This is a genomic window from Streptomyces coelicoflavus (assembly GCF_003112555.1).
Lineage (GTDB): Bacteria > Actinomycetota > Actinomycetes > Streptomycetales > Streptomycetaceae > Streptomyces > Streptomyces coelicoflavus.
The window spans coordinates 33,930-46,975 of the sequence record NZ_BEWB01000004.1; the positions used below are offsets into that span (position 1 = coordinate 33,930).

Genomic DNA, 13,046 nt, shown 5'->3' on the forward strand with positions numbered 1-13,046 from the left:
CAGTCCCGGGCCGTAGGGTGGTCGCGCTATGACGAAGCCCTCACTCCCCGAACTCCTGCACGCCGCCGTCACCGCCGTCGGCGGTACGGAGCGTCCCGGCCAGGTGGCCATGGCCGAAGCCGTCGAGGAAGCCATCGACGGCGGCTCCCATCTGCTGGTCCAGGCCGGCACCGGCACCGGAAAGTCGCTCGGCTACCTGGTGCCCGCGCTCGCTCACGGGGAGCGCGTGGTCGTGGCCACGGCGACCCTGGCCCTGCAACGCCAGCTGGTCGAGCGGGACCTGCCCCGCACGGTTGACGTGCTTCACCCGCAGCTGCGCCGCCGCCCCGAGTTCGCGATGCTCAAGGGCAGGTCGAACTACCTGTGCCTGCACCGGCTGCACGAGGGCGTTCCGCAGGACGAGGAGGAGGGCCTCTTCGACCAGTTCGAGGCCGCCGCCCCCACCAGCAGGCTGGGCCAGGACCTGCTGCGGATGCGCGACTGGGCGGACGAGACCGAGACCGGCGACCGCGACGACCTCACGCCGGGCGTCTCCGACCGCGCCTGGTCGCAGGTGTCGGTGTCCTCCCGGGAGTGCCTGGGCGCCTCGAAGTGCGCCTACGGCGCCGAGTGCTTCGCCGAGACGGCCCGGGAGCGGGCCAAGCTCTCCGAGGTCGTCGTGACCAACCACGCACTGCTCGCGATCGACGCCATCGAGGGCGCGCCCGTCCTGCCGCAGCACGAGGTGCTGATCGTCGACGAGGCGCACGAGCTGGTCTCCCGGGTCACCGGCGTCGCCACCGGCGAGCTGACCCCCGGCCAGGTCAACCGCGCGGTCCGCCGCGCCGCGAAGCTGGTCAACGAGAAGGCCGCCGACCAGCTCCAGACCGCCGCCGAGGGCTTCGAGCGGCTGATGGAGCTGGCGCTGCCGGGCCGCCTGGAGGAGATCCCGGAGGATCTGGGCTACGCGCTGATGGCACTGCGGGACGCCTGCCGTACGGTCATCTCGGCCATCGGCACCACCCGCGACAAGTCCGTGCAGGACGAGGACGCGGTCCGCAAGCAGGCGCTGGCCTCCGTGGAGTCCGTGCACGACGTGGCAGAGCGGATCACGAACGGCTCCGAGTGGGACGTCGTCTGGTACGAGCGGCACGAGCCCCGCGGCGGAGTCGCGTACCGGCCCAGTGGGGCCTCGCTGCGGGTCGCCCCGATGTCCGTCTCGGGGCTGCTGCGGGAGAAGCTCTTCACCGACCGCTCCGTGGTCCTGACCTCCGCGACCCTGAAGCTGGGCGGCGACTTCAACGGTGTCGGGGCGTCGCTCGGCCTCGCCGCCGAGGGCACCGAGGGCGACGACGTGCCCCAGTGGAAGGGCGTCGACGTCGGCTCGCCCTTCGACTACCGCAAGCAGGGCATCCTCTACGTGGCCAAGCACCTGGCCCGCCCCGCCCGGGACGGCGACCGCGGCGACATGCTCGACGAGCTGACCGAGCTGATCCAAGCCGCGGGCGGCCGCACACTGGGGCTGTTCTCCTCGATGCGCGCGGCCCAGCTGGCCGCCGAGGAACTGCGTTCGCGGATCCCGGAGTACCCGATCCTGCTCCAGGGCGAGGAGACCCTCGGCGAGCTGATCAAGAACTTCGCCGCCGACCCGCGGACCTGCCTCTTCGGCACGTTGTCGCTGTGGCAGGGCGTCGACGTCCCCGGGCCGAGCTGTCAGCTGGTCGTCATGGACAAGATCCCGTTCCCGCGTCCGGACGACCCTCTGATGAGCGCCCGCCAGAAGGCGGTGGAGGAGGCCGGGGGCAACGGCTTCATGGCGGTGGCGGCAACCCACGCCGCGCTGCTGATGGCGCAGGGCGCGGGCCGGCTCGTCCGCGCGTCGGGCGACCGCGGGGTGGTCGCCGTACTGGATCAGCGGCTGGCGACGGCCCGGTACGGGAGCTATCTGAAGGCGTCGCTGCCCGACTTCTGGTTCACCACGGACCGCAACCAGGTCCGCAAGTCCCTCGCCGCGATCGACGCGAAGGCGAAGCAGACCGAGGACGCCGCCGCCGGGGCGGGCGAGGGCACGGAGCAGACCCAGGGCGACTGAGCGCGCCGGCCCGTCCCGCACAGCGCTGGGCCCCGGAACCGGCGCAGAGGTTCCGGGGCCCGGTCTGGTCGGCGGGGCGATGTCGCGCGTACCCGCCCGCCGTGGCGCTCAGACGCGACGCAGTACGGCCACCACCTTGCCGAGGATGGTCGCGTCGTCACCGGGGATCGGCTCGTAGGCCGAGTTGTGCGGGAGGAGCCAGACGTGGCCGTCCTCGCGCTTGAAGCGCTTGACGGTGGCCTCGCCGTCGAGCATGGCAGCCACGATGTCGCCGTTCTCGGCGACCGGCTGGCGACGGACCGTGACCCAGTCGCCGTCGCAGATCGCGGCCTCGATCATCGAGTCGCCGACGACCTTCAGGACGAACAGCTCACCGTCGCCGACCAGCTGCCGGGGGAGCGGGAAGACGTCCTCGACGGACTCCTCGGCGAGGATCGGACCACCGGCGGCGATGCGCCCGACCAGCGGCACGTACGACGCGGCCGGCTTCCCGGCGGTGTCCGTGGGCTGCACCGAGGCGGCCTGGTCGGAGCCGCGCACCTCGTAGGCGCGCGGACGGTGCGGGTCCCGGCGGAGGAAGCCCTTGCGCTCCAGCGCCATCAGCTGGTGCGCCACGGACGAGGTGCTGGAGAGCCCGACGGCCTGGCCGATCTCCCGCATCGACGGCGGGTACCCGCGCCGCTGCACCGAGTCGCGGATGACCTCGATCACCCGGCGCTGGCGGTCGGTGAGTCCCGAGCTGTCCGCCCGGATGCCGGGAGGTCGCCCCGGCAGGGAGCGCTTGTGCCCCTCGGGATTCGCGGCGTCGCTCATCGCGTGTACCGGCTCAGGACGGCCCTGGGGGCGTTCCTGGGCAGTGATGGTGGCACTGTCGGCGGTGGTGGTCACGTCGGCCCCTCTCGATGGTCTCCCTGCTGCACAACGGTAGTAGCTTTCGAAAGGTTGCGCCAAACACACGTTCGAGTGAAAAACCGTGAATCTGTCGTCCGTATTGCATGTCTGGGTGTATAGCTACCGTGGTGCCTGGCGGACAAAAGGGCCTATTGCTGTACTCTTCACCGCCGTGGTGACAACCTGCGGGATGTCGCCCCAGTCTGCCATCCGGCGTTCCGTTCGACGGGGCGGGTCTCCCATCTGTTGCGGTAGTCCCACGTCCCCTCCCCGCGGCGCTCACGGTATCTCCGCATGCGCGTCCTTCGCGTGCCCGGGGCGCGTACGCGCAGGCGCGACACGCGTGCAGGGCGTGTATGTATGAGCCAATCCCCACATCTAGTGGTTGGATTGCATCAGCAGCCCACAAGTTGTGGTCCCCCGGGTCTTGGAGCCCGCCGCGATCGCCTATGCTGGGGGCTGCTTCGAGGGGCCCGAAGGCCCTTCCGAGGCTGTTGAGTCTGCTGCGAGGAGGGTTCGGAGACCATGCACTGCCCCTTCTGCAGGCACCCCGACAGCCGTGTCGTCGACAGTCGTACGACCGACGACGGCACGTCGATCCGCAGGCGCCGCCAGTGCCCCGACTGCTCCCGCCGGTTCACGACCGTGGAGACGTGTTCGCTCATGGTGGTGAAGCGGTCCGGGGTCACCGAACCGTTCAGCCGTACCAAGGTGATCAACGGGGTGCGCAAGGCCTGTCAGGGCCGGCCCGTCACCGAGGACGCGCTCGCGCAGCTCGGCCAGCGGGTCGAGGAGGCGGTGCGGGCCACCGGAAGCGCCGAGCTGACCACCCACGACGTGGGGCTGGCCATCCTCGGACCCTTGCAGGAACTCGACCTCGTCGCCTATCTGCGATTCGCCTCGGTCTACCGGGCGTTCGGCTCGCTCGAGGACTTCGAGGCCGCGATCGCGGAACTGAGGGAGACGACGGGGCGCCCCGCCCCGGGCGACGACGCCGGCGCGGGGAGCCAGGAGAACGACCGCGGGTCCACGGGGGCAGGACAGGTCCCCGAGCCCGCGGGCGCCGCCGACTGACCGGCGGGCCGGACCCGGACTTCGGCGCCCGGGGCCCGGCCGGACGGCGGCGAGCAGAGACCTGTTGCGGGCGCGGCGAGAGATGCCCGCAACACCAGACAGAACACCGTGCCCACGGGAACAATCGGGGCACTTCAGGGCGTTTTCGCCCGTACAGGGAGGCGGCATGACAGAGACGGCGAGCGGTCCGGCACGGAGTTCCCGCGCCAAGGGCACCAAGGCGGGCAAGGGACTCCGCGTCGAGCGCGTCCACACCACTCCCGGCGTCCACCCCTACGACGAGGTGGCCTGGGAGCGTCGTGACGTCGTCATGACCAACTGGCGCGACGGCTCGGTCAACTTCGAGCAGCGTGGCGTCGAGTTCCCCGAGTTCTGGTCGGTGAACGCGGTCAACATCGTCACCAGCAAGTACTTCCGGGGCGCCGTGGGCACCCCGCAGCGCGAGGTGAGCCTCAAGCAGCTCATCGACCGCATCGTGAAGACGTACCGGAAGGCCGGCGAGGACCACAAGTACTTCGCCTCGCCCGCCGACGCCGAGATCTTCGAGCACGAGCTGGCCTACGCCCTCCTGCACCAGATCTTCAGCTTCAACAGCCCGGTGTGGTTCAACGTCGGCACGCCCCAGCCGCAGCAGGTCTCCGCCTGCTTCATCCTGTCCGTCGACGACTCCATGGAGTCGATCCTCGACTGGTACAAGGAAGAGGGCATGATCTTCAAGGGCGGCTCCGGCGCCGGCCTGAACCTCTCCCGGATCCGCTCCTCCAAGGAACTGCTCTCCTCCGGCGGCAACGCCTCGGGACCGGTCTCCTTCATGCGCGGCGCCGACGCCTCCGCCGGCACCATCAAGTCCGGTGGCGCCACCCGCCGCGCGGCCAAGATGGTCATCCTCGACGTCGACCACCCCGACATCGAGGGGTTCATCGAGACCAAGGTCAAGGAAGAGGAGAAGATCCGCGCCCTGCGCGACGCGGGCTTCGACATGGACCTGGGCGGCGACGACATCACGTCCGTCCAGTACCAGAACGCCAACAACTCGGTCCGCGTGAACGACACGTTCATGAAGGCCGTGCAGGACGGCGGCAAGTTCGGTCTGACGTCCCGCATGACCGGCGAGGTCATCGAGGAGGTCGACGCCAAGGCGCTCTTCCGCAAGATGGCCGAGGCCGCGTGGGCGTGTGCCGACCCGGGCATCCAGTACGACGACACCATCAACGCCTGGCACACCTGCCCGGAGTCCGGCCGCATCAACGGCTCGAACCCGTGCAGCGAGTACATGCACCTGGACAACACGTCCTGCAACCTCGCCTCGCTGAACCTGATGAAGTTCCTGAAGGACGACGGCAAGGGCAACCAGTCCTTCGACGCCGAGCGCTTCTCCAAGGTCGTCGAGCTCGTCATCACCGCGATGGACATCTCCATCTGCTTCGCGGACTTCCCGACCCAGAAGATCGGCGAGAACACCCGCGCCTTCCGCCAGCTCGGCATCGGCTACGCCAACCTCGGCGCCCTGCTGATGGCGACCGGCCACGCCTACGACTCCGACGGCGGCCGCGCCCTGGCCGGCGCCATCACCTCCCTGATGACCGGCACGTCCTACCGGCGTTCCGCCGAGCTCGCCGCGATCGTCGGCCCGTACGACGGCTACGCCCGCAACGCCAAGCCGCACCTGCGGGTCATGAAGCAGCACTCCGACGAGAACGCCAAGGCCGTCCGCATGGACGACCTGGACACGCCGGTCTGGGCCGCCGCCACCGAGGCCTGGCAGGACGTGCTCCGCCTCGGCGAGAAGAACGGCTTCCGCAACTCCCAGGCGTCCGTCATCGCCCCGACCGGCACCATCGGTCTCGCGATGTCCTGCGACACCACCGGCCTCGAGCCCGACCTCGCCCTGGTCAAGTTCAAGAAGCTGGTCGGCGGCGGCTCGATGCAGATCGTCAACGGCACCGTCCCGCAGGCCCTGCGCCGCCTGGGCTACCAGGAGGAGCAGATCGAGGCGATCGTCGCCCACATCGCCGAGAACGGCAACGTGGTCGACGCCCCCGGTCTCGCGCACGAGCACTACGAGGTGTTCGACTGCGCGATGGGCGAGCGCTCCATCTCCGCGATGGGTCACGTCCGCATGATGGCCGCCATCCAGCCGTGGATCTCCGGCGCCCTGTCCAAGACGGTCAACCTGCCGGAGTCGGCGACCGTCGAGGACGTCGAGGAGGTCTACTTCGAGGCCTGGAAGATGGGCGTCAAGGCGCTCGCGATCTACCGCGACAACTGCAAGGTCGGCCAGCCCCTCTCCGCCAAGACCAAGTCGGTCAAGGACACGGAGAAGGCGGAGATCACCGAGAAGACCGAGGCGGCCATCCGCGAGACGGTCGAGAAGGTCGTCGAGTACCGCCCGGTCCGCAAGCGCCTCCCGAAGGGACGTCCCGGCATCACCACGTCCTTCACCGTCGGCGGCGCCGAGGGCTACATGACCGCCAACTCCTACCCGGACGACGGTCTCGGCGAGGTCTTCCTCAAGATGTCCAAGCAGGGCTCGACCCTCGCGGGCATGATGGACGCCTTCTCCATCGCGGTCTCCGTCGGCCTCCAGTACGGCGTGCCGCTGGAGACGTACGTCTCGAAGTTCACCAACATGCGCTTCGAGCCGGCCGGTATGACGGACGACCCGGACGTGCGGATGGCGCAGTCGATCGTCGACTACATCTTCCGCCGCCTGGCGCTGGACTTCCTGCCCTTCGAGACGCGCTCCGCGCTCGGCATCCACTCCGCCGAGGAGCGTCAGCGCCACCTGGAGACCGGCTCGTACGAGCCGTCCGACGACGAGCTGGACGTCGAGGGCCTGGCCCAGTCCGCGCCCCGCGCCCAGGAACTGGTCGCCGTCGCCACACCGAAGGCCGAGGCCGAGGCCGCCAAGCCCGCTCCGCAGCAGGCGCACACCAGCGCCGAACTGGTGGAGATGCAGCTGGGCATCCAGGCCGACGCCCCGCTGTGCTTCTCCTGCGGTACGAAGATGCAGCGCGCCGGATCCTGCTACATCTGCGAGGGCTGCGGCTCGACCAGCGGTTGCAGCTGAAGCCGGGCCCGCCCGCTGAAACGCGGGCGGTACCGCGGCTGACGCGTCCCTGAGCACCAGCCGAAGAGGGCGCCGACCACGGGTCGGCGCCCTCTTCGGCACGTGTGCCGGAAACCGGCGTACCAGGGGTGTCCGCCGACGGCGCCCATGACAGGCTCCGGACCATGATCGAGCGAAGCGAGTCCGCCGTCGGCCGGCCGCGTTCGCCGACCGGCCGTCCCCCCCCCAGTAGCAGGGAGCGCCCGCACCCGGGCGGGCGCCCCCTCCGCCTCAGTGCGCCGTCAGGGGCGGTGTGCCGCGCCCATCACACGCGTGAACGTCGCGGGCTCCCCCTCGAAGCCGTGCACCGAGGCCCGGAACTCCCACGCCCCCGTCTCGTCCCGGACGAACTCCGCCACCGTCGCCGCTGTGGAGCTCCGGACGCCCGCGAAATCCTCCGAGGCCAGATCCGTGTATCCCTCACGGATGCGCAGGCCCGGATTGGCCACGTCGCCGAAGGTCCGGTCCTCGGCACGCTGCTGTATGGCGACGCCCACCACCACGCGCGTGTACCGGGCGTCCAGGCGCTCCAGCTCCAGCGTCATGACCTCGTCGAACCCGAAGCCCTTGCCGTCCTTGCTGTCCCGGTTGAGATAGATCGTGCCGTCGGGCGAGCGGCTGTCGAAGTGCACCACGTAGGCCGGAGCGCCGTACGGATCGTCCGCCGTATAGGTCCCGGCGACGAGATCCAGGTCGGCGGCCGGCTGCCCGGCCGGACTGGGGTCCCACCGCAGCGCGACCTCGACCTTGCGCACGCCCTTGCTGAGGCCGTTCACAGACTTCCCCTTCCCAGGTCCCCCGCCCTGCCCGGCCATCCGAACCGCCGGACGGTGACGGCCGGTTGTCCATCCTGCCACGCACCGGGACCGGGGTGCGGGAAAGCGGTCCTCCGGAGAGTGACCGGTGCCACGTTCCCTGGCCTTACCATGGCGCGGTGCTGGTCAAGTGGATTCGCTGCACCGTGGTGGACCGCCGCGGTTTCGAACGGGGGCAGCGGAAGTGGGCGGGGCTTCCGGGGGAGCCGGGTTTTCGGGGACAGGGGGGTGGCTGGAGCCGGGGGCGGCCGGACGTGGCGCACGTCTTCGCCTTCTGGGAGAGCCGTGCCTTCTACGACTCCTTCATGGCCCGCTCCCACGACCGCCTGGCCTCGGCCCAGGTGGGCACCTTCAAGGACGCCCAGGTCAGGCTCTTCGACTACCGGTTCGACGTGAAGACCGGCTTCGAGCCGCGCTTCACCGACGCCGACCTGCTGCGGGTGGCACTGTGCCGCGTCCACGAGGAGCGGGCCGAGCACTACGTCCTCATGCAGGAGAAGGTCTGGAACCCGGCGATGGCCGGCTCGCCGGGAATGATCCGCGGGCTGTTCGGCGAGGCGCCGGGAGACGCCTACAACGAGTACCTCGTGCTGTCCATGTGGCTGTCGGCCGCCGAGCACGGAAAGTACCGCACCGAGCGGGTGGAGCGGCTCGCCCTGCGTGCCCAGACGGAGGCCGACGTCGCGGCCCTGACGGGCGACATCGTGCAGCTGGAACCCTCCTGGACCGTCTGAGATCCCGGGCCCGCACACCCTCGCCCCCCCTCCTCCCGGTGTGGAAACTGTGTGACGTACGCCGTACGGGGCCGTACGAGTGCCTGGTTCCGGCCGTCTCGATCTAGGGTTCTGGCATGGCACGACCACGGCGCATCGTTCTTGTCCGGCACGGCGAGTCGACCGGCAACGTCGATGACACCGTGTACGAGCGCGAACCCGACCACGCGCTGGCCCTCACCGACCGGGGCCGGACGCAGGCCGGGGAGACCGGCAAGAGGCTGCGCGAGGTCTTCGGCCACGAGCGGATCAGCGTGTACGTCTCCCCGTACCGCCGCACCCACGAGACACTCCGCGCCTTCCACCTCGATCCGGAGCTCATACGGATACGCGAGGAGCCCCGGCTGCGCGAGCAGGACTGGGGCAACTGGCAGGACCGCGACGACGTGCGGCTGCAGAAGGCCTACCGCGACGCCTACGGGCACTTCTTCTACCGCTTCGCCCAGGGCGAGTCCGGCGCCGACGTGTACGACCGCGTCGGGAACTTCCTGGAGAGCCTGTTCCGCAGTTTCGAGGACCCCGACCACCCGCCGAACGTCCTCCTGGTGACCCACGGGCTCGCCATGCGGCTGTTCTGCATGAGGTGGTTCCACTGGACGGTCGCGGAGTTCGAGTCGCTGTCCAACCCGGGGAACGCCGAGATGCGGATGCTCGTTCTCGGTGCGGACGGCAAGTACGCACTCGACCGGCCCTTCGAACGCTGGCGAGATCCGGAACCGTACGGGATCACCGGATAGAGTGGCGGGGCGATGACCCTTCATTCAGCTTCTGACGGGCGCCTGGACCGCGCCCTTTCCAGCCTGCGCGGACTTTCGGTGGGGGACGCGCTGGGCTCGCAGTTCTTCGTTCCCGCGAACTACCCGCTGCTGGGGCGCCGCGAGCTGCCGCCCGGCATCTGGCAGTGGACGGACGACACGGAGATGGCCTGTTCCGTGGTCTCCGTCCTGGCCGGCCACCACCGCATCGACCAGGACGCGCTGGCGCTCTCCTTCGCCCGGCACCACGACTTCGACCGGGGCTACGGTCCCGCCGTCAACCGGCTGCTGCGGCTGGTCCGGGAGGGCGGCGACTGGCGTGAGCTGGCCGCCGCGCTGTTCAACGGCCAGGGCTCCTGGGGCAACGGAGCCGCCATGCGCATCGCGCCGCTGGGCGCCTGGTACGCGGACGATCCTGAACAGGCGACCCACCAGGCGGAGATCTCGGCCTACCCCACGCATCAGCACCGTGAGGCGGTGGTGGGCGCCATGGCCGTCGCGGCGGCCGCGGCGCTGGCCGCGGATCCGTCCGGCCCACCCCGTGCTCACGCGCTCCTCGACGGGGTGATCGCGCTGGTGCCGAAGAGCGCGGTGGGCGCCGGACTGCGCCGCGCCCGGGACATGCTCGACTACGGTGACGCGGCCACGGTCGCCGCGGTCCTGGGCTGCGGCCGGCGTACGACCGCGCACGACACGGTTCCCTTCGCCCTCTGGTCCGCTGCCCGAGCCCTCGGGGAGTACGAGACCGCGTTCTGGACGACGGCACAGGTCGGCGGTGACGTGGACACAACCTGCGCCATCGTGGGCGGGGTGGTCGCGGCCGGCAGGGCGGGGGCGCCCCCGGCCGAGTGGACGGCACGGGTCGAGGCGCTGCCCGCCTGGATGACCACGTCCGCCTGACCGGCTCCGTACGGAAACTCTCCGTATGCGGCGGGAACTCTCCGTGACCGCTTGCGCGTTGTCATGACAGTCGCTGTGCGGGGCATCGGCCCCGGGCGGGCCGAGAGGTCATGAGGGGGTGGGTCGTGGAGGCGCTGTCGGCATGCGTCGCGCTGCTGTCCCTGGTGCTGTCCGTCCTCCGGCGGGGCGGGCTGCGGTGGGCGTGCGGGACGCCCGTCGCAGCCCGCCCGGGCCGCGGTGCCGTGTGGTCAGCCCACCCCGGGGCCGGCAGAGCCGGACAGGGCCTCCAGGTCGCTCTTGCGTACCCGGATCACCAGCCACGCCGTGGCCAGGGCGAGTACGGCCATGGCGGCGGCCGGGATGAAGGCGGCCGAGATCCCCTGCGCCAGCACGTCGTGCGACCAGGGCGCGGGCAGCTGGTGCGTCTGGGCGAACTGCGCCTTCTGCTCGGGCGAAGCGTTGGTGAGGAAGTCCGTCACCTGCTTCTCCGCCTCGTCCTTGCTGGCCGTACCGAAGACCGTGGTCAGGATGGCGAGACCGATCGATCCGCCCACCTGCTGCATCGCGTTGAGCAGCCCCGACGCCGCACCCGCCTCGTGCTGGGCGACCCCGGAGACCGCGGTCAGCGTCAGCGTCACGAAGTTCAGCCCCATGCCGAAGCCGAAGATCAGCATCGGTCCCAGGATGCCGCCGACATAGGAGCTGTCGGAGCTGATGAGGGCCTGCCAGCCGAGTCCGACGGCGGCGAGCGTCGAACCCGCGATCATGAACGGCTTCGGGCCGAAGACGGGAAGGAACCGCTGCGACAGTCCGGCGCCGAGCGCGATCACGACCGTGACCGGAAGGAAGGCCAGGCCCGCCTCGATGGGGGTGTAGCCGAGCACGTTCTGCACGAACAGCACGATGTAGAAGAACATGCCGAACATCGCCGCGGCCAGGCTCAGCATGATCACGTACGTGCCGGAGCGGTTGCGGTCGGCGAACATCTTCAGCGGTGTGATCGGTTCCTTGGCCCGCTGCTCGATGAGGACGAAGGCCAGCAGCAGGACCGCGGCGGCCGCGAAGGAGCCGATGGTCAGGTTGTCCCGCCAGCCCTCGTCCGCGGCCCGGATGAAGCCGTAGACGAGAGAGGCCATACCGGCGGTGGACGTCACGGCGCCGGCTATGTCGAAGCGGCCGGAGTGCCGTTCGGACTCGCTGATGTAGAGCGGCGCCAGTACGGCGATCAGCACACCGATCGGCACGTTGACGAAGAGCACCCAGCGCCAGTCGAGCCACTCGGTGAGCATGCCGCCCGCCAGCAGGCCGATGGCCCCGCCGCCCGCGGAGACGGCGGCGAAGACGCCGAAGGCCCGGTTGCGCTCCGGACCCTCGGGGAAGGTGGTGGTGATGAGGGCCAGCGACGTGGGCGACGCGATCGCGCCTCCCATGCCCTGAAGCACGCGAGCGGCCAGCAGCTGCCAGGGCTCCTGGGCGAAGCCGCCGAGCAGCGAGGCGAAGGTGAACAGCAGGATGCCGGTCATGAAGACCCGGCGCCTGCCGAGGATGTCACCGGCTCGACCGCCGAGCAGGAGCAGGCCGCCGAAGGTGAGCGTGTAGGCGCTGACCACCCAGGTGAGGTCGGTGGTGCTGAACTCGAGCGCGTTTTGAATGTGCGGGAGCGCGATGTTCACAATCGTCGCGTCGAGTACGACCATGAGTTGGCAGGCCGCGATGACGGCGAGTGCGATGCCGGGATGCCCCTCCCGGCGGGCCGCTCCCGGCTTCTGGTCTTTGATCAGAGAAGAGGTTGTCACTATGTGTCCCCCACGAATCACTTAGTGAACGCTCGCGTTCACTGTTGCTCCCACGTTAGTGACCGAGAGACAGTGAACGCAACCGTTCACTTATCGAGGCGTCGCGTGTCCGGTCCCCCGTCGCGGCCGCGCGATGTGCACCTCATCCCCGAATACCCGTTTTCACCGCTTTTTGGAGATCCTCGACATGGTTGCTTCGCACTGGGCGGCCGCCTCCGCCCAGACGCCCTCCCGCCGGCGCGGTGCGGTCCTGGAGCGCGCCATCCTCGAGGCCGCGCTGGATCAACTCGGCACCGTCGGCTGGAACGGGCTGACGATGGAGGGCGTGGCCGCCGGCGCGCAGACCGGCAAGGCGGCCGTCTACCGGCGCTGGCCGTCCAAGGAGGATCTCGTCGCCGACGCGCTGCGCTCCGGACTGCCGGACTTCGACGAGGTTCCCGACCTCGGAAGCGTTCGCGAGGACCTGCTCGAACTGTGCCGCAGGGCGCGCGACGCGATGTTCTCCCGGCCCGGATTCGCGCTGCGATCGGTCATTCACGAATGCGACAACATGCAGGCCGAACGCTTCCACGCGGTGATCATCAAGGGCGTGGTGGAGCCGACCCTCGCGATGATCCGCGAGGTCGTCAACCGTGGAATGGAGCGGGGAGAGGTCCGTCCCGACGCGGCCAACGGATACGTCTTCGACGCCATCCCGGCGATGATGATGTATCGCTCCAAGATTTGTGCGAGTGAATGGCCGGACCGCGAGCTCGAGGAACTGATCGACCAGTTGATGGTCCCGCTGCTGCGGCCCGGCGGTCCCTGAACCCGGCCGCCGGAGAGGCCGGCCCCGTTCGGGGAACCGGGGTGTCGCCCGCGG

At 70.0% G+C, this 13,046-nt stretch carries 10 protein-coding genes; 7 read left to right on the plus strand and 3 right to left on the minus strand.

Translation table 11 applies throughout. The annotated features are described in order from the left end of the window. Positions 1-28 precede the first annotated feature (28 nt). Positions 29-2,071, plus strand: coding sequence for an ATP-dependent DNA helicase (locus tag Sco07f_RS08750; RefSeq protein WP_108987463.1), 2,043 nt, complete (start codon positions 29-31; stop codon positions 2,069-2,071). Positions 2,072-2,179: 108 nt separating this feature from the next. Here the strand turns inward: Sco07f_RS08750 and lexA are convergent, their stop codons facing one another. After that, positions 2,180-2,959, minus strand: coding sequence for a transcriptional repressor LexA (gene lexA / locus Sco07f_RS08755; protein ID WP_003973219.1), 780 nt, complete (start codon positions 2,957-2,959; stop codon positions 2,180-2,182). A gap of 528 nt (positions 2,960-3,487) precedes the next feature. Between lexA and nrdR the strand changes: the two genes are divergently transcribed. Continuing rightward, positions 3,488-4,036, plus strand: a complete 549-nt coding sequence (nrdR, locus tag Sco07f_RS08760; protein WP_087789328.1) for a transcriptional regulator NrdR — start codon at positions 3,488-3,490, stop codon at positions 4,034-4,036. A 166-nt stretch (positions 4,037-4,202) separates the two neighbouring features. Continuing rightward, entirely contained in the window at positions 4,203-7,106 is a 2,904-nt protein-coding gene (locus Sco07f_RS08765; RefSeq protein WP_007445050.1) for a vitamin B12-dependent ribonucleotide reductase, read from the plus strand. Positions 7,107-7,387: 281 nt separating this feature from the next. Here Sco07f_RS08765 and Sco07f_RS08770 read toward each other — a convergent pair whose 3' ends face one another. Then, positions 7,388-7,921 carry a TerD family protein gene (locus tag Sco07f_RS08770; protein WP_042825329.1) on the minus strand — a complete coding sequence of 178 codons (534 nt, stop codon included), beginning with the start codon at positions 7,919-7,921 and terminating at the stop codon, positions 7,388-7,390. A 158-nt stretch (positions 7,922-8,079) separates the two neighbouring features. Here Sco07f_RS08770 and Sco07f_RS08775 point away from each other — a divergent pair, with 158 nt between their 5' ends. From Sco07f_RS08775 to Sco07f_RS08785, 3 genes are all read left to right on the plus strand, one after another. Continuing rightward, positions 8,080-8,694 carry a YdbC family protein gene (locus tag Sco07f_RS08775; RefSeq protein ID WP_108987464.1) on the plus strand — a complete coding sequence of 205 codons (615 nt, stop codon included), beginning with the start codon at positions 8,080-8,082 and terminating at the stop codon, positions 8,692-8,694. Between the two features lie 116 nt (positions 8,695-8,810). Further along, entirely contained in the window at positions 8,811-9,470 is a 660-nt protein-coding gene (locus Sco07f_RS08780; RefSeq protein ID WP_007445052.1) for a histidine phosphatase family protein, read from the plus strand. A gap of 12 nt (positions 9,471-9,482) precedes the next feature. Continuing rightward, positions 9,483-10,388 (plus strand): ADP-ribosylglycohydrolase family protein, encoded by a 906-nt coding sequence (locus tag Sco07f_RS08785; RefSeq protein WP_108987465.1) that lies wholly within the window; start codon positions 9,483-9,485, stop codon positions 10,386-10,388. A 248-nt stretch (positions 10,389-10,636) separates the two neighbouring features. Here the strand turns inward: Sco07f_RS08785 and Sco07f_RS08790 are convergent, their stop codons facing one another. Continuing rightward, entirely contained in the window at positions 10,637-12,184 is a 1,548-nt protein-coding gene (locus tag Sco07f_RS08790) for an MFS transporter (RefSeq protein WP_054099823.1), read from the minus strand. A gap of 187 nt (positions 12,185-12,371) precedes the next feature. On the opposite strand from Sco07f_RS08790, the gene Sco07f_RS08795 reads away from it, so the two are divergent. Continuing rightward, complete coding sequence (locus Sco07f_RS08795) at positions 12,372-12,992, plus strand: TetR/AcrR family transcriptional regulator (protein ID WP_007445054.1); 621 nt, start codon at positions 12,372-12,374, stop codon at positions 12,990-12,992. Positions 12,993-13,046 lie beyond the last annotated feature (54 nt).